General features: G+C 43.7%; 19 protein-coding genes. 13 read left to right on the forward strand and 6 right to left on the reverse strand.

The annotated features are described in order from the left end of the window. Window positions 1–3 precede the first annotated feature (3 nt). From GTK07_RS12985 to GTK07_RS12995, 3 genes are all read right to left on the reverse strand, one after another. Window positions 4–1224: a TolC family protein gene (locus GTK07_RS12985; protein ID WP_163635677.1), complete on the reverse strand. Its 1221-nt coding sequence runs from the start codon at window positions 1222–1224 to the stop codon at window positions 4–6. Further along, on the reverse strand, window positions 1221–4958 hold the full coding sequence (locus tag GTK07_RS12990) for an efflux RND transporter permease subunit (RefSeq protein WP_163635678.1): 3738 nt from the start codon (window positions 4956–4958) through the stop codon (window positions 1221–1223). Before GTK07_RS12990 ends, GTK07_RS12985 begins: the two co-directional genes overlap by 4 nt. A 93-nt stretch (window positions 4959–5051) precedes the next feature. After that, window positions 5052–5438, reverse strand: coding sequence for an HYC_CC_PP family protein (locus tag GTK07_RS12995; protein WP_235932870.1), 387 nt, complete (start codon window positions 5436–5438; stop codon window positions 5052–5054). A gap of 130 nt (window positions 5439–5568) precedes the next feature. Between GTK07_RS12995 and GTK07_RS13000 the strand changes: the two genes are divergently transcribed. The 7 genes from GTK07_RS13000 to rodA all read left to right on the forward strand — a co-directional run bounded on the left by GTK07_RS13000 (window position 5569) and on the right by rodA (window position 13303). Then, window positions 5569–6021 carry a GAF domain-containing protein gene (locus tag GTK07_RS13000; RefSeq protein ID WP_163635679.1) on the forward strand — a complete coding sequence of 151 codons (453 nt, stop codon included), beginning with the start codon at window positions 5569–5571 and terminating at the stop codon, window positions 6019–6021. A 93-nt stretch (window positions 6022–6114) separates the two neighbouring features. Continuing rightward, window positions 6115–7644 (forward strand): bifunctional phosphoribosylaminoimidazolecarboxamide formyltransferase/IMP cyclohydrolase, encoded by a 1530-nt coding sequence (purH, locus tag GTK07_RS13005; RefSeq protein WP_163635680.1) that lies wholly within the window; start codon window positions 6115–6117, stop codon window positions 7642–7644. A 54-nt stretch (window positions 7645–7698) separates the two neighbouring features. Continuing rightward, on the forward strand, window positions 7699–8727 hold the full coding sequence (locus GTK07_RS13010) for a rod shape-determining protein (RefSeq protein ID WP_163635681.1): 1029 nt from the start codon (window positions 7699–7701) through the stop codon (window positions 8725–8727). Between the two features lie 64 nt (window positions 8728–8791). Continuing rightward, the gene (gene mreC / locus GTK07_RS13015; RefSeq protein WP_163635682.1) at window positions 8792–9607 is read left to right on the forward strand and encodes a rod shape-determining protein MreC; all 816 of its coding nucleotides are present in this window, start codon (window positions 8792–8794) and stop codon (window positions 9605–9607) included. Window positions 9608–9683: 76 nt separating this feature from the next. Continuing rightward, the gene (locus GTK07_RS13020) at window positions 9684–10106 is read left to right on the forward strand and encodes a rod shape-determining protein MreD (protein WP_313790811.1); all 423 of its coding nucleotides are present in this window, start codon (window positions 9684–9686) and stop codon (window positions 10104–10106) included. A gap of 55 nt (window positions 10107–10161) precedes the next feature. Beyond that, the gene (locus GTK07_RS13025) at window positions 10162–12030 is read left to right on the forward strand and encodes a peptidoglycan D,D-transpeptidase FtsI family protein (RefSeq protein ID WP_163635684.1); all 1869 of its coding nucleotides are present in this window, start codon (window positions 10162–10164) and stop codon (window positions 12028–12030) included. Continuing rightward, window positions 12020–13303 (forward strand): rod shape-determining protein RodA, encoded by a 1284-nt coding sequence (gene rodA / locus GTK07_RS13030; protein WP_163635685.1) that lies wholly within the window; start codon window positions 12020–12022, stop codon window positions 13301–13303. Before GTK07_RS13025 ends, rodA begins: the two co-directional genes overlap by 11 nt. Here rodA and GTK07_RS13035 read toward each other — a convergent pair. Continuing rightward, window positions 13300–14097 (reverse strand): DNA/RNA non-specific endonuclease, encoded by a 798-nt coding sequence (locus tag GTK07_RS13035; protein WP_163635686.1) that lies wholly within the window; start codon window positions 14095–14097, stop codon window positions 13300–13302. The two genes, rodA and GTK07_RS13035, sit on opposite strands and share 4 nt — an antisense overlap. 105 nt (window positions 14098–14202) lie before the next feature. Here GTK07_RS13035 and GTK07_RS13040 point away from each other — a divergent pair, with 105 nt between their 5' ends. Beyond that, window positions 14203–15096, forward strand: coding sequence for a bestrophin family protein (locus GTK07_RS13040; RefSeq protein ID WP_163635687.1), 894 nt, complete (start codon window positions 14203–14205; stop codon window positions 15094–15096). A gap of 61 nt (window positions 15097–15157) precedes the next feature. Here the strand turns inward: GTK07_RS13040 and GTK07_RS13045 are convergent, their stop codons facing one another. Beyond that, a complete protein-coding gene (locus GTK07_RS13045; RefSeq protein WP_163635688.1) occupies window positions 15158–17329 on the reverse strand; it encodes a carboxy terminal-processing peptidase in 2172 nt (723 codons plus the stop codon). A 203-nt stretch (window positions 17330–17532) separates the two neighbouring features. On the opposite strand from GTK07_RS13045, the gene surE reads away from it, so the two are divergent. From surE to GTK07_RS13070, 5 genes are read left to right on the forward strand one after another with little or no spacing between them, the layout of a single operon-like run. After that, a complete protein-coding gene (surE, locus tag GTK07_RS13050) occupies window positions 17533–18309 on the forward strand; it encodes a 5'/3'-nucleotidase SurE (protein ID WP_163635689.1) in 777 nt (258 codons plus the stop codon). Continuing rightward, entirely contained in the window at window positions 18299–18586 is a 288-nt protein-coding gene (locus tag GTK07_RS13055; RefSeq protein WP_163635690.1) for a hypothetical protein, read from the forward strand. Before surE ends, GTK07_RS13055 begins: the two co-directional genes overlap by 11 nt. A gap of 26 nt (window positions 18587–18612) precedes the next feature. After that, window positions 18613–19725 carry a lipid-A-disaccharide synthase gene (gene lpxB / locus GTK07_RS13060; RefSeq protein ID WP_163635691.1) on the forward strand — a complete coding sequence of 371 codons (1113 nt, stop codon included), beginning with the start codon at window positions 18613–18615 and terminating at the stop codon, window positions 19723–19725. Window positions 19726–19758: 33 nt separating this feature from the next. Continuing rightward, complete coding sequence (locus tag GTK07_RS13065) at window positions 19759–20301, forward strand: C40 family peptidase (RefSeq protein WP_163635692.1); 543 nt, start codon at window positions 19759–19761, stop codon at window positions 20299–20301. 17 nt (window positions 20302–20318) lie between these two features. After that, window positions 20319–22334, forward strand: a complete 2016-nt coding sequence (locus GTK07_RS13070; protein WP_163635693.1) for a ComEC/Rec2 family competence protein — start codon at window positions 20319–20321, stop codon at window positions 22332–22334. Here GTK07_RS13070 and GTK07_RS13075 read toward each other — a convergent pair. Beyond that, window positions 22327–23829, reverse strand: a complete 1503-nt coding sequence (locus tag GTK07_RS13075) for a peptide MFS transporter (RefSeq protein WP_163635694.1) — start codon at window positions 23827–23829, stop codon at window positions 22327–22329. The genes GTK07_RS13070 and GTK07_RS13075 overlap by 8 nt on opposite strands. Window positions 23830–23847 lie beyond the last annotated feature (18 nt).

Raw genomic sequence — 23847 nt, forward strand, 5'->3', positions numbered from 1 at the left:
AATTTACTTGTTGATTAAATAATTAATGATGGTAGATTGCATGTAATACAGCTGCACGGATTGTATTTGATTGGTTTGAAATTTCAATTGCAATTCCTGGATATCCAGCACATCATTGAAATTGATGGTGCCCGTTTCATAGTTCTTGATCAAGATTTCCTCAGCATCCTTGGCCTGTTTTAGGTTTTGTGCTTGGGTTTCAAAGGAAATTCTGGCTTCGTTGCGCTGGGATACCGCTTTCGCGTAGGCATTCTCCAACACGTTCAAGCGCTCTTCTTTTTGAAACTCAATTTCTTTTTGTTTCAGTTCGTTCTGCTTGCTGACCGACTTGAATTTATTGTTGAAAATGGGAATGGAAAGGGTGACCATGGGCATTAAGATGTCCTTTCCATTGTCGCTGAACACCATATCGGGGCGCTCCGTCACGGGAATATAATCCAACCCAACGCCAAAACTTGGGGCATTTTCCTTTTGGTTGAGCACTTCGGATTGCACTACGGATTCAAATAGTTGATCGTATTTTAAAAGTTCGGGGTTCAAGGACAGATCTTCTTTGTCGAACAAAACATCTTCCGCAGGAATTTGCATGTCGTCCACGACTTCGACGAAAATACTTTCGTCCCGGTTCAATAGATTGTTGAAGACCGCCTGTTCGGCCATATACCGTTGGTCCAAAACTTGTTTCTTTTGTTGGAGTTCGTTCTGACGAATCTGTAGTTTAAGCACATCCACTGCCGAAGCCTTCCCCACTTCCACGGAAGTCAAGGCCAACTTTTCGTACGTTTTCAACAAGGCAATATTCTCATCCAACACTTTTTGTGTTGCCTGTATGCCAAACAAAGTGTAATAGGATTGAGCTATGGACAACGCCAATTTTCGTTTGGCAATTACCAGTTCGGTGTACTCTGCATCCGCCATGGAACCGGCATAATTTTGTCTTGCGGTTATGGTCCCAAACCAGGGCAACATCTGGGAAACCGAAAAGCGGGCCCTCTGTGCACCGGTTCGGGTTTCGGGTTCGCTCACAAAATATCCCGCACCGATTGTGGTATTGGGCAGTGTATTGACTTCGTTCACCTTTTCCGAGGCAATGGTGTGCCGCAGTTCCATGGCTTGAATTACGGGACTGTTCAACTCCGCTTCCTGAAGGTAGGCTTCCAGGGTCTGTGCTTTCGAGACCATGGCCATCAAAACAAAAAACGATATCATGATTGTTCTTTTCATCGTTGTTGCATTTTAAGTTGTAACTCACTTTTCCAACTAAAGAGCACTGGGACCACAAAAAGGGTGATCAATGCGATCAACATACCGCCAAAGCTAGGTATGGCCATGGGAATCATGATGTCGCTCCCTCTGCCTGTGCTGGTGAGCACCGGCAATAAAGCCAGTATGGTGGTGGCCGTTGTCATTAAACAAGGTCTTATTCTTTTCTCCCCGGCCTCAAGAACGGAAGCCCGAATACCTTTAATGGATTCCGGTTCGTTCTTCGCAAAGGTTTGGGTAAGGTAGGTGGCCATGACCACCCCATCATCCGTAGCAATACCAAAAAGAGCTATAAATCCGACCCAAACGGCCACGCTCAAATTGATGGTATGCATCTGGAATAGGCCCCTAACATTTTCACCCATAAAGCTGAAGTTCAGGAACCACTCCTGTCCATAAAGCCAGATCATCATGAAACCGCCCGCAAAGGCCACGGCAATCCCCGAAAAAACCATCAACGAGGTGGCCACAGACCTGAATTGAAAATAGAGGATCAAGAAAATGATCAACAGGGCCAATGGCACCACCACGGATAACGTTTTCTTGGCCCTTAACTGGTTTTCGTAGGTACCTGTGAACTTATAGCTGATACCCTTGGGCACCACCAATTCCCCACTTTCTATTTTCTCAAGGATCTTGGCTTGGGCATTTTCCACCACATTCACTTCGGCAAAACCATCTTGTTTGTCAAAAAGAACGTAGCCTACCAAAAAGGTGTCCTCGCTTTTAATCACTTGTGGCCCCTGTTCATATTTAATGGTCACCAGTTCACTTAAGGGAACAGGGCTTCCCTTGGCAACTGGAACATAAATGTTCCCAATATCGGTAGGGTTCTCCCGTAATTCCCTAGGGTAACGGACACGGACCCCATATCGTTCCCTCCCCTCAACGGTTTGGGTAAGCGACATGCCGCCAATGGCCACCTCAAGAACTTGCTGTACATCTTCTATAACCAGTCCGTATCGCACCAATTTTTCACGATCAATATCGATCATCAAATAAGGTTTACCCACAATGCGGTCTGCAAAAACGGCCTCGTCCTTTACTCCATTGGCTTCTTTTAAAATAGATTCCAATTGAAGTCCAAAATTTTCAATTTCCTTCAAATCCTGCCCCTTTACCTTGATTCCCATGGGGGCCCTCATTCCAGTTTGGAGCATCACTAAACGGGTTTCAATCGGTTGTAGTTTGGGGGCAGAGGTAACTCCTGGCAATTTGGTTACCCTTACAATTTCGTTCCAGATATCATCCGGACTCTTGATTTCGGGGCGCCAGTTCCTAAAGTATTCCCCATCCGTATCAGGGATCAAAAGTGCCCTATCGATCTTAAGGGGTTCGGCAACGTGTAAATCCTTATACTTTTCTTCCCGCGTCACTTCCAAATTTGGATTGGCGGCAAATTTGCCGTCTTTTAGTTCGAAGTAACCATCCCTGTTTACTTTGAACCTTTGTGGTTCTCCTGCCTCATTTTTTTGGTATTCTGATCTATACTGAATAATATTTTCATACATGGAAAGGGGTGCCGGATCCAAAGCCGATTCGGTCCTTCCCGCTTTGCCTACCACAGTTTGAATCTCGGGGATGGTGGCCACGGCCATGTCCAATTGCTGCAATACCCGTTTGTTTTCCTCAACCCCGGCATGCGGCAAGGAGGTGGGCATCAATAAGAAAGAACCTTCGTTCAAGGAGGGCATGAACTCTTGACCCGTGTTGCGCATGATCAATACTCCAAAGACCACGATTACGGTCGGGATGGACAAGAACATCAATTTGTTCTCCAATGCCCAGGTCAATATGCGACGATAATAGGTTCTGAACAGATAAAAAATACCCAACAACACCCCACAGATCAGCGATACAAAAATCAAGTTGATGGCAATGCTCCTATGGAATCCCAAAGGTCTCCAATAGGTAGCCAAAAGAGCAACAATGGTGGCAATGCTTATCCCAACATTAAGGATGTTCCATTGCTTTTTGCTGATAACTTCCTTCAAACTCAAAATCCCAGAAATCCCAAAGGCAATCAACATCAATCCAAGCCAATAACCGAATATGATTGCCAACAATCCCAACACGATCAACAAGCCATTCCATATATGTTTAAAAATCGGTTTACGATCGTTCCTCTTAAAAATAATGGCAGCAAACGGCGGTATCAGAAACAGGGCAACGATAATGGATGCTGTTAACGCCATAGTCTTGGTAAAGGCCAACGGACGGAACAATTTCCCCTCTGCACCTACCATGGTGAAAACCGGTATAAAACTGATGATTGTTGTAAGTACTGCGGTTACAATGGCACCCGAAACTTCGGAAGTGGCATTGTAGACTAATTCGTTGATAGATAGTTTACCATCATCCTCATCCATGTGCCGAATGATATTTTCGGACAAAATCACACCCACATCCACCATGGTTCCAATGGCAATGGCAATACCGGATAGCGCCACGATGTTGGCATCCACTCCAAAATATTTCATGGCGATAAAAACCATGAGCACTGCAACGGGCAGCAATCCCGAGATCAGAACAGAAGCTCTTAGGTTAAATACCATCACCACGATCACCAAAATGGTGATCAAAATTTCAAGGGTCAGGGCTTCGTTCAAGGTACCCAATGTTTCTTGAATCAGTTCGGTACGATCATAAAAAGGCACGATGGTCAATTGTGAGGTTCTTCCATCTTGCAGTTGTTTGGAAGGTAACCCCGCACTCAATTCCTTGATCTTTTCCTTCACATTGTTGATGACCTCCAACGGATTGGCCCCATATCGTGCAACTACCACACCGCCAGCGACCTCCGCACCTTCCTTGTCCAAAATGCCCCTTCGTATGGCAGGACCCAAGGAAACATGGGCCACATCCTTTACACGAATCGAAGTATAATCGGTGGAAGTGACCACAGCATTTTTAATATCTTCTATAGATTTGATGTACCCCAATCCCCTGACCAAATATTCTGCCTTGTTGACCTCCAAGGTTTGGGCCCCAATGTCACGATTGCTCTGTTTCACCGCTTTTACAACCTGCGCCAGTCCCACCTTGTACTGTTTCATCAACTCAGGATCTACATCCACCTGATATTCCTGAACAAACCCACCGATGGAAGCCACTTCGGACACCCCGGAAGCTGAGGAGAGGGCGTATTTTACATAGTAATCCTGAACGCTACGCAGTTCTTGAAGGTCCCAACCTCCCGTTACATTGCCATCTATGTCACGACCTTCCAACGTATACCAAAAAATCTGCCCCAAAGCCGTGGCATCGGGTCCCAAAGCTGGGTTTACGCCGTCGGGCAACAGGTTATTGGGGAGGGAGTTCAATTTTTCCAGAATACGGCTTCGGCTCCAATAAAATTCCACATCCTCATCAAAAATGATATAGATGCTCGAAAACCCGAACATGGAAGAGCTCCTGATGGTCTTAACCCCCGGAATTCCCAGTAAAGATGTGGTCAGGGGATAGGTGATTTGGTCTTCAATATCCTGTGGTGAGCGACCAGGCCATTTCGTGAATACGATCTGCTGGTTTTCTCCGATATCCGGAATGGCATCCACCGCAACAGGATCACTGGGTAGAAATCCCGTATCCCAATTGAAAGGAGTGTTCACGGTTCCCCATCCCAAAAAAAGCACAAGCAGTAAAATGGCTACCAGCTTGTTTTCGATTAGAAATTTGATGCTTTTGTTCAGCATAAAAATTTGATTTAGACAATAGAACGAGTGAAAAAAGTGCGTAAACGCATTAGCCCGACCATAAGGATCGGGAATGGGTCAATCTATGTTAAATCAAATAAGGAAAGTCTGGTCCAGAACCTGTACATCCCGTATTAACGGTGGGGGGTTGTACTCACTAAAATGATTAGGTTCCTTCTCGTCTACTTCAACAAAATGGAAATAGGTATGCACAAAGCTTACAATGAAGAACTGTTGGTCCAGACTAAAATCATCAAAGGTGATTTTCAGGTCATGTTGCCCTTGGATCGTAAAGGATTCATCGTCACAACAGGTTTTTTCCATATCCTTGGTCATCCCACAGTCATCCGCATGGGAAAACAGGGCAACATCCATCACCCGGCCCATACAAATATGCTTGTCCACCGTCCAAGAAACGGTAGAGGCCAAGACCAAAATGGCCATTAGTGATGATATGAATCGATGGAAAATCTGCTTCATTTGACTACAAAACTACAAAATATTAACATTTATTGCTTTGCTTAACAGAAGTTTATGTCTCTATATGGTAATTTCCACTTCATTTGTCGAACAAAAAACCAATTCAATACATTTGCAAAAAAAGAATACCATGCTTACATCTTTGGAGCCCGAAGTGTTAAAAATCCTTGAGAATACATCCCAATCTGTTGAAACCCGTTTGGGTGAAATCTGCGAATTATTGCGGAATGAAGTAGCCTACTATGATTGGGTAGGGTTTTATTTTAGGAACGGCGACAAAGAGGAATTGAAACTGGGTCCTTATGCCGGTGCACCAACCGATCATACCATTATTCCCTTTGGAAAAGGTATCTGCGGTCAAGTGGCTGTGAGCAACCAGAATTTTGTGGTACCCGATGTAGCCGCTCAGGACAACTATATCGCCTGCAGCATTACCGTTAGAGCGGAAATAGTGGTGCCCCTTTTTGTGAATGGTGAAAATGTGGGGCAAATCGATATTGACTCCAACACCCCAGACCCCTTCACGGAAGCCGATGAACGCTTTTTGGAATTCGTGAACCGAGAGGTGGCCAAAATTCTGTAAAACTTCTACGATTTTGTTGATAAACCGTTCTGCTTTTTCTTGACAAAAGGGGTAATTTTGTGCGCTTATTAAATTGATTCTAAGACACAGAAGATGACTGCCAAAAAAGCCTCCGCTGCACTGATTTCCGTATTTCATAAAGATGGTCTGGAACCCATCGTAAAAAAACTGGACCAACTTGGGGTAACCCTCTATTCCACGGGAGGAACCGAAACCTTTATCCGTGATCTTGGCATTGATGTGGTGCCGGTTGAAGACGTGACCAGCTACCCTTCCATTTTGGGTGGACGTGTAAAGACCCTTCATCCTAAAGTTTTTGGAGGGATCTTGAACAGACAGGACAATGAAAGCGATGTGGCCCAAATGAAGGAATTCGATATTCCGCAATTGGACATTGTGATCGTAGACCTATATCCATTTGAAAGAACAGTGGCGAGTGGTGCTTCCGAGCAGGACATCATTGAAAAAATAGATATCGGTGGCATTTCCCTCATACGGGCAGCCGCCAAAAACTTCAAGGATGTACTTTGCGTTTCCTCCATGGAAGATTATGCCGAGTTTTTGGAAATCATTTCCAAAGGAAATGGCATCACCACTTTGGAAGAGCGCAGGCGATTTGCCACCAAGGCGTTCAATGTTTCTTCCCATTATGACACCGCCATTTTCAATTATTTCAACAAGGACCAAGAAGAAGCGGTGTTAAAGATCAGCGAGACCAAGGGCCAAATATTGCGCTATGGTGAAAACCCGCACCAAAAAGGATATTTCTTTGGCGATTTTGATGCCATGTTCACCAAGTTGCACGGCAAGGAACTCTCCTATAACAACCTATTGGACGTGGATGCAGCCGTCAACCTTATCGGGGAATTTAAACATGACGACCCCACCTTCGCCATCCTAAAGCACAACAATGCCTGCGGTCTGGCCACGCGAAGTACCATAAAACAAGCTTATGTGGATGCGTTGGCAGGAGATCCCGTTTCCGCATTTGGAGGTATTTTGATTTCGAATGTTGAAATTGACAAGGCTACTGCAGAAGAAATCCACGACCTTTTCTGTGAAGTGGTCATCGCTCCCAGCTATTCCGACGAGGCATTGGAAATTTTGAAAGGCAAAAAGAACAGGATTATTTTGGTTCAGAACGAAATAGAGCTTCCCGAAACTTTGGTTCGCACTTGTTTGAACGGTGTTTTGGTTCAGGAAAAGGATTCCAAAACCGATACCAAGGAAGACTTGACCCCTGTCACCGATAAAAAACCAACTACTGAAGAAATCGAGGATCTTTTGTTTGCATCCAAATTGTGCAAGCACACCAAGAGCAACACCATTGTTTTGGCCAAGAACAAACAGCTTTGTGCCAGCGGTACGGGTCAGACTTCCAGGGTCGATGCTTTGAACCAGGCCATCCAAAAGGCACAGTCCTTCAATTTTGACCTAAATGGTGCCGTTATGGCCAGTGATGCCTTCTTCCCTTTCCCTGATTGTGTGGAGATTGCGGACAAGGCCGGCATCAAAAGCGTGATCCAACCAGGGGGTTCCATCAAGGACCAATTGAGCATCGATTATTGCAATGAAAACGGAATGGCCATGGTCATGACAGGTACTAGACATTTTAAACATTAATTTTAGTACTTTAGCCGATAATTTTTACCGTTAATCCGAAATAGACGCTTTTGTATGGGATTTTTTGATTTCATGACCGAGGAGATCGCAATCGACCTTGGTACTGCAAACACCCTGATCATCCACTTGGACAAAGTGGTTGTGGACAGTCCTTCCATTGTGGCAAGGGACCGCGTATCAGGAAAAATAATCGCGGTGGGCCGCGAAGCCAACATGATGCAGGGGAAGACCCATGAAAACATCAAGACCATACGACCTTTGAAAGATGGTGTGATCGCCGATTTCGATGCTTCGGAGAAGATGATGAACATGATGATCAAGAGCATTCCTGCACTTAAGAAGAAATGGTTCCCGCCTGCCCTTCGTATGGTCATCTGTATCCCATCAGGAATTACCGAAGTGGAAATGCGTGCCGTTCGGGAATCCGCCGAACGTGTAAATGGCAAGGAAGTCTATTTGATCCATGAGCCCATGGCCGCTGCCATTGGTATTGGTCTGGACATCATGCAGCCCAAAGGGAACATGATCGTGGATATCGGTGGTGGTACCACAGAGATTGCCGTAATTGCGCTTGGAGGCATCGTATGCGACAAATCGGTAAAGATTGCGGGGGACGTTTTCACGAACGACATCATCTATTACATGCGTACCCAACACAACCTATATGTGGGAGAAACCACCGCAGAAGCCATTAAAATTGAGATCGGTTCGGCTACGGAAGATTTGAAATCCCCCCCAGATGACAAAAGCATTCAAGGACGTGATTTGCTTACCGGAAAGCCCAAGCAAGTACAGGTTTCCTACAGGGAGATTGCCAAAGCACTGGACAAGAGTATATTAAGGGTTGAAGATGCTGTAATGGAGACCTTATCACAAACACCACCCGAATTGGCTGCTGACATTTACAATACCGGTATCTATTTGGCCGGAGGTGGTTCCATGCTAAGAGGTTTGGATAGAAGATTGTCCCAAAAAACCGATCTTCCTGTTTATATTGCAGAAGATCCTTTGCGGGCCGTGGTACGTGGTACGGGAATCGCCCTTAAAAACTTGGAGCGCTATAAAAGTATTTTGATCAAATAGTCCTGTTTTAGAACAGTTCTGTTACTTTATAGGTATTCAAAACCTTACTTAACGATACGATTGCATGCAACGCATCATCAACTTTATTTTACGCTACAGAAATGCTTTTCTTTATAGTTTTCTTGCGCTTATTTCGTTGGTGATGACCTTCAGGTCGCATTCCTACCATCAATCCAAATTCTTCAATTCTTCCAGATGGCTTTCCGGAAATGTTTATGGTACCGGAAACGACATCTCATCTTATTTTGGGCTACGTGAGGAAAACGAAAGATTGGTAGAAGAAAATGAACAGTTGAGAAGAATGCTTTTCAACACCGAATTTGATACCATTCCATCCCTAGACTCCACTTATTTGGAATATGGGGTGCTAAGTGCCAAACTCATCAAGAACAGTTTTTCATCGCCCCGAAACTATCTCACCATAGACAAAGGCGGCAATGACGGTGTAAAACAGGATATGGGCGTGATCACCACCAAAGGTATTTTGGGAATCATTGAAAATGTATCGAAAAATTTTGCCACCGTGCAGAGTGTGCTCAACACCAAATCCAACATCAATGCCAAGATCAAGAACACCAACTATTTTGGGTCTTTGATCTGGAACGGCGAGAATTACACCACGGCGCAATTGATAGATATTCCCAGATTGGTGCCATTGGTCGTGGGCGATACCATTGTTACGGGGGGCATGTCCAGCATATTTCCGGAGAACATCCCTATTGGGGTCATCAAAAAATACGACCTTAACGTCTCGCGTAGCTTTTACAATATTGATGTGGAATTGTTCAACGACATGGCCAACATCAAAAATGTATATCTGATAGAGAACCGAAATAAGGAAGAAATCAAGGAATTGGAGAACAGAACCGTAAATGAATAGCACGATTTTAATTAACATATTCAGATTTGTGTTATTGATCTTGACCCAGGTCCTGATTTTCAACAACCTGAATTTTATGGGTTTCATCAATCCAATGGTCTATGTGATCTTTTTTTATTGGTACCCCATAAAGGGCAACCGTGCCCTATTTATGATCATAGCCTTCTTGCTAGGCTTCATTATCGATATTTTTTCCGACACAATGGCCTTGAATGCGCTGGCTTCATTGACTATTGCATATGCCCGACCGGTACTGATGCGTTTCTGCTTTGGGGTCAATTACGAATTTCAGAATTTCAGCTTTAAGAATACCACAAATATCCAAAGGGTAACCCTTTTGGCCTTGATGGTACTCATTCACCATCTGATATTCTTTTCGCTGGAAATTTTAAGTATTGCCCATATCCTTTTAATTTTGAAAAAGGTTTTTGCCACAGGTATCGTAACTTTAATACTTTGTACATTGTTTAGTTCACTTTTTAGTCCGAAAAGTGAATAATTTTGAAACTGCATCGTTGGATATTTAGAGCTAGTGTCTACAAATCTGGTCGATTATGAAAAAATTGCTGTTATCGTCAATTATCGTCATTATTGGGTTCACCTTTATTGGGAGATTGTCTTATTTGCAATTGTTTCGATTTTCTCCCGATCAAATACTGGACGATCCCGCCATTAAAAAAATATACGACTATCCGGAACGGGGCTATATCTACGATCGTGACGGGAAGTTGATGGTTGGCAATCAACCTGCATACGACGTTATGGTCATCCCACGCGAAGTGAAACCCTTGGACACTTTGGAGTTTTGTCAACTTTTGGGCATCGATAAATTGGAATTCCTCAGCAAAATGGAAAATGCAAGGAACTACTCCCCAAGGTTGCCCTCGGTTTTGGTACCCCAATTATCCAAAGAAGATTATGCCAAACTTCAGGAAAAAATGCGCCATTTTGTGGGTTTCTATATCCAAAAAAGATCACTCCGCTATTACAACACCCATGGTGCGGCCAATGTTTTGGGCTATATCAGTGAAGTAAATGAGGGCGATCTTCTGAACAACCCCTATTATGTAGCGGGCGAACTCAAGGGAAGGACCGGAATTGAAAAGCAATATGAGGAAATCCTTCGGGGACGGAAAGGGGTAAAACATATCCAAAAAGATCGCTTCAACAGGGACATTGGGCCTTACAAAGATGGAAAATTGGATACCTTGCCAAAACAGGGCAAGGAAATCCATATTACTTTGGACAAGGAATTGCAGGAGTATGGAGAAAAGTTGATGCATGGCAAGCGAGGTGGTATTGTGGCCATAGAACCCAAAACAGGGGAAATTCTCGCTATGATTTCTGGCCCGACCTATGACCCGGCCCTTCTAGTGGGAAGAGAACGTTCCAAGAATTACAGCAAGCTCCATTACGACACCATTTCCAAACCTACTTGGGACCGTTCCATTTTGGCCCAGCCATCACCTGGTTCGCCCTTTAAAACATTGAATGCGCTTATAGCCCTCCAAGAGGGTGTCATAGACCCGAGTACCAAGTTTAGGTGCTACCATGGTTTTTATGTGGGCAATACGTTGAGGGGTTGTCACTGCGGAGGTGGTGTCCGCGACCTGAACTCGGGTATTTACCAATCCTGCAACGCTTATTTTGCCGGGGTTTTTAGAAAGATATATGACAAATATGGCACCACCGACGAAGGTATGGATGTTTGGGATAAGCATATGAAAAGTTTTGGCCTTGGTGACTATTTGGGCACCGACCTTCCTACGGGTGCCCCGGGAAGAATTCCGGACAAGGAATATTATGACAAGTGGTATGGAGATGGCAGATGGGCCGCTTCCACGATCATTTCCAATTCCATTGGGCAAGGTGAGGTTGCCGCAACACCCCTTCAACTGGCCAATATGACGGCCGCCATTGCTAACAGGGGTTATTTCTACACACCGCATGTCATAAAAAGCGTGGGGAATTCTGGTGCCATAGACCCCAAGTTTACCACGCCCCATTACACCACCATTGATCGAAAATATTTTGAACCGGTGATTCAGGGCATGGCCGATGTTTACAACTACGGAACAGCCAGATGGTTGAAGATTCCCGGTATCGATATAGCCGGGAAGACCGGAACGGTGGAAAACTATATTCGGGTGGATGGTGAACGTATGCAGCTAACGGACCATTCCGTCTTTGTTGCTTTTGCACCCGTTGAAAATCCCCAGATTGCCTTGGCAGTCTATATCGAAAACGGATATTTCGGTGCCAGGTATGCGGGACATATTGCTTCTTTATTGATTGAAAAATATATCAATGGTGAAATTACCCGGAAAGATCTGGAAACACGCATGCTGGAAAAGACCTTGGAGCATGAATATGCCAAGCCTTATTCCGGTGAACCTTTCAAGATAAACGAGCGTGAGTGGTAAGGGCCCCTTTGGAAGGATAGATTGGATCACAGTAATCCTTTATGCGTTGTTGGTATTTATTGGTTGGACCAATATTTATTCCACCTCTTTGACCGATCAAGGCACTTCCATTTTTGATTTTTCCACTCTTTATGGGAAACAACTCTTTTTCATTGGGTTGGCGTTTCTTGGAATCATTTTCGTGCTCTTTGTCGAATCCAGCTTTTTTGAACGTTTTGCTTCCATTTTCTATGTGGTTTCCATAGTCTTATTATTGGGGCTCTTTGTTTTTGGGAAAAAAATTGCCGGAGCCACCTCTTGGTACGATCTGGGATTTTTTAATTTTCAGCCTTCGGAGCTGGCAAAGGTTACCACCGCCTTGGCTTTGGCCAAATTCTTGAGTGATATCCAAACCGATATCCGGAATAGGAGACATCAATTGTATGCTTTGACCATCATTTTGTTGCCTGCATTGCTCATCCTGCCGCAACCGGACCCGGGGAGTTCGTTGATCTATTTTTCCTTGTTCTTTGTGCTTTTTAGGGAAGGTTTTCCGCTGTATTACCTTGGAATTCTCCTAGTAATCGTAGTGTTGTTCGCCACCACGTTGATGTTCGGAACGGTATGGGTGGTGATCGGATTGGTGACACTTGCCTTATTGGTCTATACTTTTAAAAAAGCCTCTCTTAAAATTCCTGTATTGCCTGTTATTGGGGCAATTGTGGTTTCAACGCTTTTTTCACTGTCTGTAAACTTTGTGTTCGAACATGTGTTTGAACAGCGCCACCGTGACCGCTTCGTGCTTTGGCTGAGCTTGGAAAAGGATGAGAAGAAATTGGAAGAAATCCGAAAAACAATAGGATACAACACCTATCAATCGGAAAAGGCCATTGAATCCGGCGGATTTTTTGGAAAGGGATTCTTGGAGGGTACCCGTACCAAAGGTGACTTTGTGCCGGAGCAACATAGCGATTACATTTTCAGTTCCGTTGGGGAAGAGTGGGGGTTTTTGGGTACTACCACGGTCATCATCCTGTTTTCGATTTTCTTTCTCCGGTTGATCTTTATTGCCGAAAGACAGAAAAGTGATTTTAGCAGAATGTACGGCTACGGGGTTATTTCATTACTGGTTTTTCACTATTTCATCAATATTGGAATGGTAATCGGATTATTGCCTACCATCGGGGTTCCCCTGCCCTTTTTTAGCTATGGCGGATCAGGACTCATCTTTTTCAGTATGTTGCTGTTCATCTTCCTGAAACTGGATTCTAACCGTTTGAAAGACGGTATCTAAAATTTCCATCCGGAAAATTCCACTTTTTGCTCGATGGCTTCTTGCCAAGATTCCGGCTGATTTTGAAAAAAATCGATTCCCGTTTTCTCTTCCAACTCATCTACCGAAACCAAGAAACGTTGCAATGGGACATTGCTTTCCGTAGCGGGGATCAAAAAGGCCAAAACTTGGGGCACACCTCCATTCTGTTTGAGAACGATCTTATAAAAAGCCTTGGGCACATCTACATCTTCTTCCCCGATTTCACGTAAACCATCTTCCAGCACTCCTCCTGTGATGACAACAAGATCCCCATATTTTTTACACCATCTTCTTACCTGCTGCTCCAATCGGTTCCAAACCCCTGCATTGAAATCTTTATCCTGCGGACTTATATTGCTGGTATAAAATGTCTCGTTATAGGCCAACTCTGAAAAGCGACGGTCCCCTGCCGGACATAAATGTCCGCGATCGTAACCGGAACCGCGATAGTTTTTCCAATCTGCGGATTTGGTGCTCACCTTCGGGTCTTCAATAAAGTGAGGTCGCTTTCTGTCATCATAGGTCAGTTGGCTTTTTGTAAGTTCATAGGCCACCCATTCCGCTTGCTCAAAAGGTTCATTATAGGAAAGGGAAAAAAATTGGTGGTGGACCACTTCCCCTGTAGTGGAACTCGGCAAAAAATTAGTATCAACCTCAACACTTCCAGGACTGTCCGGATCAGAATAGGTGGATGGGGCATAATAATTTTCTACCAACCAAAATGCAATCAGGCATAGGGCAAAAAGTACGGAGTAAAGTGTTTTTTTATTCATGGATAACCAAAATCGACACAAAATTAACCAAAATTGAGGGAGGAGTTTTGGCTTATTTGCGTTGATTTGTCATTACTTTTATACAGCATCCTAAGGTACCCAACGATGATTACCAAACAGATATTTCCCTTAACATATATTTTTAGCGAGATCAAAATCTCCCTGCTTACCGTTACACTTATCGGCGTAGTGGTGGATATTTTTCCAATCTTTTTTCCTGGTTTTTTACCAGACATTCCCATTTCAATAGCAACCACATTGGGCATTGCCATTTCCATTTTGATCTCTTTTAAGGTTAACCAGTCTTATGACAGGTGGTGGGAAGCCCGTAAAGTTTGGGGAGAAATTGTAAACGATTCCCGCACACTGGTTTTACAATTAAAAATGTATATGGATCCAAGCGACCCCATAATCAAGACCATTGCTTACCGACAGATTGCGTGGTGTTATTCCTTGGGGCAATCTTTAAGAAAAACAGATCCATTAAAAAATTTGGGTGGATTGGTCTCTGAATTAGAACTAAAACAATTACAATCACAAAAAAATGTTCCCTTGGGTATTCTCAATTTTCAAATCGATCCCATTAGAAAACAATTTGACGAAGGAAAATTGGACGGTTTTTCGAGACTACAATTGGAAGGAACTTTGGCACGACTGACCGCATCGATGGGGAAATGTGAGCGAATTAAGAACACGGTGTTCCCTACCACATACCGTAAGGGCTTGCACTTGGCCATTTACCTGTTCGTGATTTTTCTAGCCATGTCAGAACCGCTCCGATTGTTCGTAGTATTGGAGGTTTTTATTTTGGTCATCATTTCCATGGTTTTCTTTTTTCTTGAAAAGGCTGCCTTCAGATTACAAGACCCTTTTGAAAATCAGCCTACCGATACCCCTGTAACATCCATAGCGAGGACTATCGACATCAACTTAAGGCAACTTTTGGACGAAACGGGGATTCCACAGCCAATTGAATCCAACGATTTTTACGTTATGTGATTTTTGAACATAAAAAAACCGACCCCAAAAAGGGTCGGTTCTTAATATTGGATGAAATCGGTTATCCTTTTACACTGGCCAATTTCCTTTCTTGTTGTTTAATGTTGTTCAAATGAAGGTCTTTTAGCACGTTAACGGCCTCTTCAACATAAATATCGCGGGCCAAATCTTTGTGCCATCTGTCCCTCTTCTCCCTAAGCACAGAATCTTGGGTAAAGAGTTCCGTTTCATATTTCAATGAGCCAAAAGAAAGCTTGGAATCATAATCCCTTAATGTCTTGAACTTATCGGATTGTTTTTTGGCCTCTTCCGCCTTTTGAACATAGGCGTCATAGTTCAGGGAAATCACATTTTCATCTTGCTGAGCCTTGATCCATTTGGCATTTTCCTCAATTAACTTGATCTGCGGATTGTTTTCCATACGTTTTTTACTGTTGGCCACGGCTGTTTCAAAATCGATGTAGCCATCCCAAATTTTATAATCGGCTGGAGTGATCTTATCCCAACCCAATGGGTTTTGTTGATCGCGCTCCCCAAGGTCGATATAGCTGTATTTGTCCGGCATTACGATATCGCTCTTCACACCCTCCAACTGGGTAGAACCCCCGTTGATCCTATAAAACTTCTGGGTAGTCAATTTAATGGCCCCCAAATCACCTTGGTCGTTGCTTCTTACGATATTGTCCAAAGGAATCACGTTTTGAACGGTTCCCTTACCAAAGGTCTGTTTGCTGCCTATGATAACGGCCCTCTTGTAATCCTGCATGGCCGCGGCCAAAATTTCGGAGGCGGAGGCAGACAATTCATTGACCAAAATTACCAAAGGTCCATCCCATTGAATGCGTTCGTCCTTGTCCTCATGTACTTCTTTGCGCTGTCCTGAGGATCGTACCTGTACTATAGGACCATCTTTGATGAACAATCCGGCCATTTCCACAACGGTCTTCAAAGAACCTCCTCCGTTATCTCTAAGATCCAAAATGATACCTTCGGCACCGGCTTCTTTCAGTCTTTCTACCTCCTTGGCCACATCGGTAGCCGCGTTGCGTTCGGTGTAATCCTCAAAATCCACATAGAACTTGGGAAGGTTAATCAAACCATATTTGTGATCGTCACTGTCTATAGTGGCCGATTTTGCATAAGATTCTTCCAACTCTACCACATCCCTGACTATGGATACTATTTGAATGGTTCCATCCACTTTTCTAACGGTAAGGTCTACAGTGGTTCCTTTTGGGCCTTTGATCAGTTTGATGGCATCGTCAAGACGCATTCCCACGATATCGATAGGTTCCTCCCCCTGCTGACCTACTTTCAGGATTTCATCACCTACTTCAAGAGTCTGGTCCCTCCAAACAGGTCCACCGGAAATGATCTCCACAATCTTGGCACCTTCCGGCTTCTTCTGAAGTCGGGCACCGATACCTTCAAATTTACCGGACATACCAATATCAAATCGTTCCTTTTCCTCAGGAGCAAAATAGAAGGTGTGGGGATCAAATTCTTCCACAATGGTGTTCAAATATTGTACGAACCAGTCCTTGCGTTCCAAATCGTCCACAAAGTCGAAGAATTCGTCCAAAGTGTTTTTGGTCACTTCCCTGGCTTCTTGCTCAGTGGCAATTTTATCCACGTTTGTTGGAATGTCGTTGAAGGCTAAAATTGTTTCTGAGTCCACATTGGCCTCTTGGTTGGCATCAGAGATCCTGTTGTCAACTTTGTTTTCAAAAACAGTAAGGGTATTGTACTTGAGTTGCTTTCTCCAACGTTCTTTCAACTGTTTTTTGTTGGCCGCGAACTCTTGGTTCTCGTAGTCAATGTTGATGGTTTCATCAAGGGTGTAATCAAATGGTTCTGCCAATACTTCCTTGTAGATTTCCTTGGCTTCTTCCATACGCACCATCAAGCGTTGATACACGGCATTGAAAAAAGTGATGTCGGTATTCTTGATCTCGTCATCGATCATAAACCGGTATTTCTCAAATTCCCTGATATCGCTTTCAAGGAAATATCTCTTGGTGGGATCTACAATGTCGATGAAGTCATCAAAAACATTGGAACTAAAATTGTCGTTTAGGTCTTTGGGCTCATAATGTCCCCTTTCCAAAACATACGTTATCAAATCCAGCAAAAGCTTATCCTTGTCGTCGTTTTCAAAAGACTTATTGGTAAAGCTACAAGAGGCTACTGCAACAAGAATAACCAAAAGTGCCAAGATAAAGTTCTTCTTCATAGTGTGATTTTTTTCTGGAGCGAAATAATCTGACCTCATACCGTCAAATCTTCGTTACGTCATCCGTCGTTCTTAATTGTATGAATTCTCTAAGATACAGAAAAAACCGTGCCAGTTCCGTTCGCTGCTTTTAATTTTTTGTTAAACGGTGAAGGCTCCATATCCTTATGAAAAACGTATTTTTATGCCTTTAATTATACCACATGGAAAAACCGCTCATTTTGGTCACCAATGATGATGGCATCACAGCTCCCGGGCTTAGGGCACTGATCCGTACCATGAAAAAGATCGGAGAGGTGGTCGTCGTGGCCCCGGATAGCCCCCAATCGGGTATGGGACATGCCATTACGGTAGACAGCACGCTGTTTTCCAAGAAAGTGGTGGTAGACCACAAAGAAGGTGCCCCTAGCGAGTATAGCTGTAGTGGAACCCCGGCAGATTGCGTAAAATTGGCCCTTCGGGTAATCTTGGACCGAACTCCTGATATCTGCGTAAGTGGCATCAACCACGGCTCCAACTCCTCTATAAATGTGATTTATTCAGGTACCATGAGTGCTGCCATTGAAGCGGGCATTGAAGGTATTCCCGCCATTGGGTTTTCCCTATGCGATTATTCCTGGAACGCCGATTTTGAACCTTGTTTGGGTGCTGTCAAGAAAATCGTTTCCGAGGCGTTGACCAACGGAATGCCCAAGGGAACCGTACTCAATGTGAACATTCCCAAAATTGAAAAACCCAAGGGAATAAAAATATGCAGACAGGCACGAGGGAATTGGAAGGAAGAATTTGACAAACGCAGGAGTCCATCCGGAAAGGATTATTACTGGCTGACCGGGGAGTTTGAGCTTTTGGACAAAGGGGAGGATACCGATGAGTGGGCCTTGTCACAAGGTTATATTTCGGTGGTTCCCACGCAATTTGACCTTACGGCGCATCATGCCATACCATTAATCAACAATTGGAACTTACATGAACAATAGAAAAGAAATCATCATTGGCTTTGTGGTAGGACTCATTGCCAATACGTTCGGTACCTTGCTCTATATACTTCTCTTTTCAGACCTGAGCATCATTGATACTTTTAATGCTGCTGTGGATCAAGGTCATATTGGCAGTTTGCTTGCGTTGGGCGCTATTTTAAACTTGATCGCCTTTTTTGGGTTTTTGAGGATCAAAAGAGATCAAAGGGCCAAGGGGGTTATGTTGGCCACATTGGTTACGGCGTTGGTTATTTTGATGTATAAAGTACTATCATAGATTAATTTTGAACTTGAACTTTCTCCATGAAATACTACATCATAGCCGGTGAAGCCTCTGGGGACCTCCACGGTTCCAATTTGATCAAGGCCCTCAAAAAGGAGGATGCCTCAGCGGATATCCGTTGCTGGGGGGGTGATTTAATGGAAAAAGCTGGAGGAAAACTGGCCAAGCACTACAAGGACATGGCCTTTATGGGTTTTTTGGAGGTGTTCAAGAACATTCCCACCATTTTCAAAAATATTGCCTATTGTAAAGAAGACATTCAAAAATTCCAACCGGATGTCATCATTTTTATTGATTTTTCCGGATTTAACCTTCGGATTGCGAAATGGGCCAAGGAACAAGGTTTTAAGACCAACTATTACATCTCGCCCCAAATTTGGGCCTCTCGCGAGGGTCGAATCAAAAAAATCAAAAGGGACATCGATGCCATGTATGTGATCCTTCCCTTTGAAAAGGATTTTTATGAAAAGAAACATGGCTTCCCTGTTCAGTTTGTGGGACACCCACTTATTGATGCCATCGAAAATACTGCGGTGGAAGAAAATGAATCTTTCAGAAAAGAAAACGGACTAGATCCTGAAAAACCGATTATTGCCCTTCTACCAGGTAGCCGGAAACAAGAGGTGCAAAAAATGTTGGATGTAATGCTATCCGTGAAAGGCGACTTTCCCGATTATCAATTTGTAATTGCAGGGGCGCCCAGCCTTCCCGATGAATTCTATGAAGCTTTTTTAAAAGGGAACAAAGTCGGGTACGTTTCCAACAAAACCTATACCCTCCTCAAACATTCCCATGCCGCATTGGTCACCAGTGGAACCGCCACTTTGGAGACCGCACTTTTTGCCATTCCTCAAGTGGTATGCTATAAAGGAAATTGGATTTCGTACCAAATCGCCAAGCGGATCATCACCCTGGATTACATCTCCCTGGTAAACCTTATTATGGACAGAGAAGTAGTTAAAGAATTGATTCAGAATGAATTGACATCAAAAAATCTTAAAAAAGAGTTGTTTAAAATTATCGGGGGACCGGAACGAGAACGCATTTTATCAGACTATAATCTGTTGCGTGAAAAATTGGGAGGAAGCGGTGCCAGTCAATTGGCGGCCAAATTAATCGTTGAAAATGTGTAGTTTTATCTTCCAAGAAAGAAAATCTATTCTTGGATGTTTCGAAAAACCATAATCTTACTGTTATTTTTTGCAGTGGCGGCCTGCGGTCCCGGCAAAAAAAAACGAACCTACAGCAGGACCCGGACCGTAACGGTTGAGGGGTCGACCGAAGACACTATCCCCTTAAAATCGGAAAAAGAGGAAATCGTGAACGAAAAGGCCGAGGCCATAATTTCCACAGCGATGTCCTATTCCGGCACACGTTACAAGTACGGGGGCACCACGAACAAAGGCATGGATTGTTCTGGTCTGGTATATGTTTCCTTAAAGGAAAATGACATTATGTTTCCAAGGAGTTCCTATCAAATGTCCATGGAAGGTCAAAAAATTGAAGTGGGGGAAGTCCAAAAAGGCGACTTGCTTTATTTTCAGACTTCCAAAACCGGAAAGCGGATCAACCACGTGGGCCTGGTTGTTGAAGTGGACGGGGACGACATTAAATTTATTCACGCCACAACCTCAAGGGGCGTTCTGGTATCCTCATTACGGGAAGGATATTGGAAATATGCCTTTGTAAAAGCCATGCGTATCCTATAGTGCGCCAATTGAATTGTGTGTCCGTTAAACTCACCTTGTTTGTGATGACGGGCATTGTACTGGGCTATTACGGTGGGTTGCCACCATTGCCCTTTTTGTTAATGTTGCTGGTTCTGCTTCCCGTTTTGTATTGGACCGGCAAAAAACAGGCAAGGGATGGGTTCCCTGTTTTTGAGCTGACCACTACACTTTTTGGTATTGGTCTGGGTGTTTTTGTGGTAGGCATAGCTGCATTCCCGGCCAATTCTTATCGAATTGATCTCGATTTGAATATGGAAAGCTCATGGCATCTCAAAATTACGGAGAGGTTGAAGCCCAATTCATTCTCCCAAAGATATGAGGCAGAGGTTATTGCCCTAAACACCGAAAGTTCTTCAGGAAAAATGCTGTTGATCCTACCATCTGACAGCACTGCTAAAACTTTTAAAGTTGGTGATGAACTTCTTGTTTGGGCACAACCTGAGACCGTTCCCCCTCCCCTTAACCCCCATCAATTTGATTACCAAGCATATTTGAAAAAACAGGGCATTCATCATCGGATAAGGGCCAATAAAAATGCCTTGATTACCATTGAGAATCCATCCAAAACCCTATTTGGAATAGCTTCAAATTTTCGGGAAAACATCATTGGAAAATTAAAAACCTATGATTTTGGCCAAGAAGAACTGGGCGTTATCCAAGCTTTGTTGTTAGGGCAACGGGATGATATTTCCGATGATACCTACAACAACTATGTAAATGCCGGTGCCGTGCATATTCTGGCCGTTTCCGGACTTCATGTGGGGATTTTATTGCTTTTATTGCAATTCCTCTTTTCCCCATTAGAGCAATTCCCCACCGGAAGAACATTTAAACTGGTCATTATTGTAACCTTGCTATGGGCGTATGCGTTTGTTGCCGGACTTTCCCCTTCCATCACACGTGCAGTAACCATGTTCTCCTTTTTGGCCTATGCCATGTATCTTAACCGACCTACGAATTCGTTCAACATTATTGCCTTGTCCATGTTGTTCATTTTGTTGGTAAAACCTTTGTTCCTGTTCCAGGTAGGTTTTCAAATGAGCTATGCCGCCGTGTTCGCCATTGTTTGGATCTATCCCAAAATGCAACGGTTTTGGTATCCCGATAACTTTTTAGTTCGAAAAACATGGCAATTGCTATCGGTCAGTGTGACAGCACAATTGGGGGTGTTGCCCATTAGTCTTTTTTACTTTCATCAATTTCCAGCTTTGTTTTTTGTGGCCAACCTGTTGATCATTCCTTTCTTGGGTTTGATATTGGGACTGGGCATCCTGATTATTTTTTTAGCGCTGATGGATGCATTGCCAGCAACTTTGGCACTTGTTTATGGCCAAATCATCAAATTGATGGACACGATTGTTGCGTGGGTGGCGCATCAGGAAGGATTCATTTTTAAAGATATTCCGTTTGATGCCGTGCAAATGGTGTTGGGGTATGTGGTAATCATTGCATTGGTGATCTTTCTTTCCCGACCCAAATGGAAATCGGCAATGATCCTACTATCCGGGATCATCGGTATGCAAAGCTGGAGCCTATGGAACCAATTGGAATTGCAAAACAAGGAAAACCTCATCTTGGCCCATCGTTCCAGAAACAGTGTTTTATTGCATCAAATAGGGAACTCCTTGCATATTTACACTTCCGATTCCCTTAATTTAGGGAGTTTGATCAAGGATTATTCCGTGGGGGAACGGATTCAAGACAGAACTGTTCAACAGCTAAAAAACTATTATTCCATCAGCCAGAAAACCTTGTATGTAATGGATAGTTTGGCCCTGTATCCCCCCACTTCAAAAGTTGATTATTTATTGTTGACACAATCCCCAAAAGTGAATTTGGAACGTGTCATGGATTCCCTTCGACCTAAAATGGTATTGGCGGATGGCAGCAATTACAAAAGCGTGGTAAAACGGTGGGAGAAGACTTGCAAACAAAAAGAAATCCCTTTTCACTACACGGGTGAAAAGGGATATTTCAATTTCAATAATGCTATTCCAAAACCTTCTAGGTAACGTCTCCCATCCATTTTTTGATGAACGGACTGGCGGCAAAGAATATGATTCCGGCACCAACCGAAACCCACACCACATTGAGGAAGATATTCGGCATTTCAAGCACGTTTTCGGGGTCAAAGTTACCTCCAATGAGCCCAGCTATAAGGTTACCCAAAGCAGCTCCAACAAACCAGATACCCATCATTTGGCCCAAATATTTTCGTGGCGATAATTTGCTGGTGGCACTAAGTCCTACCGGGCTAATGGTCAACTCTCCGATAGAATGCAAGAAATAAGTAAGAATCAAAGCAAACATTCCCGCCTTGGCACCACTGGCGGCCACATGGGCGGCCTCTACCATCACCCAAAAACCGATTCCAAGTAAAATTAATCCGATCGCAAATTTAAACGGGGTCCTGATATTAATGTTCCTAGCGGCCAATTTTACCCAAATGGCCCCAACAATCGGGGCAAAAATGATGATAAAACCGGAGTTGAAGGATTGCAACATTCCCGCGGGCATTTCCCAGTCTCCGATAAATCTATCCGTAAAATCCCTGGCAAACAAATTCAAAGATGATGCTGCCTGCTCAAAACCTGACCAAAAAATGGCAATGCCCACAAACAAAATGAAAATTACGGACACTTTTTTCTTGTCAAGCACAGAAAGACCACCATTGAAAAGGATATTGAGAAAATATCCCATGGTGATCACAACGATGATAAGCCCCAAAGCCTGGGCAATTCCGGTTGCCGTGGTCACATCTATACTGCCCGTGAATTGAAGAACGACCAAAAGCACCAACACAATTGCAACAATGGCATAGGTGCCTTTTGAATTGGATTTTCCAATTTTTTCCAATTGTTTGACCTTGGGAACCATACCTATATCTCCCAAATATTTTGGAGCAAATAACTTATAGGAAATGAGTCCCAATAACATTCCCACAGCTGCCAATCCGAAACCTAAATGCCAGTTGTATTCTGCCAAAAGAGGAACCAAGATCTGCCCAACGAAAGACCCTAGGTTGATCCCCATATAAAAAATGGAGAAACCGGCATCACGCATGGCACCATCCTCATTTTCGTAAAGTTCCCCAACCAAAGTACTGATGTTTCCTTTCAACAATCCGGTACCCAGGGCAACAAAGGCAAGTCCAGTAAAAAATATGATCGGAGAACCAGGTATGGCCAAAATCAAATGACCTATCATAATCAGGACACCTCCATAAAAAACGGCCTTTCGCTGCCCAAAGACATTATCGGCCAACCAGCCTCCGGGCAAGGTCATTAAATAAACCGAAGCCGTATAAAGTCCATAAACTGCACCCGCGGTCTCAGTGGTCAAGCCGAGCCCTTCTTGCGCAGCATCGGTGGTCATGAACAAAATGAGGATGGCCCGCATACCGTAGTATGAAAAGCGCTCCCACATTTCGGCAGAAAACAGCACATACAATCCTCTTGGATGCCTGAATTTTGGTTTGCCTCCGGTTGATTTTAAAACATCTGACATAATTTTCTAGTTAGTTTG

Source organism: Flagellimonas sediminis (assembly GCF_010500845.1).
Lineage (GTDB): Bacteria > Bacteroidota > Bacteroidia > Flavobacteriales > Flavobacteriaceae > Flagellimonas > Flagellimonas sediminis.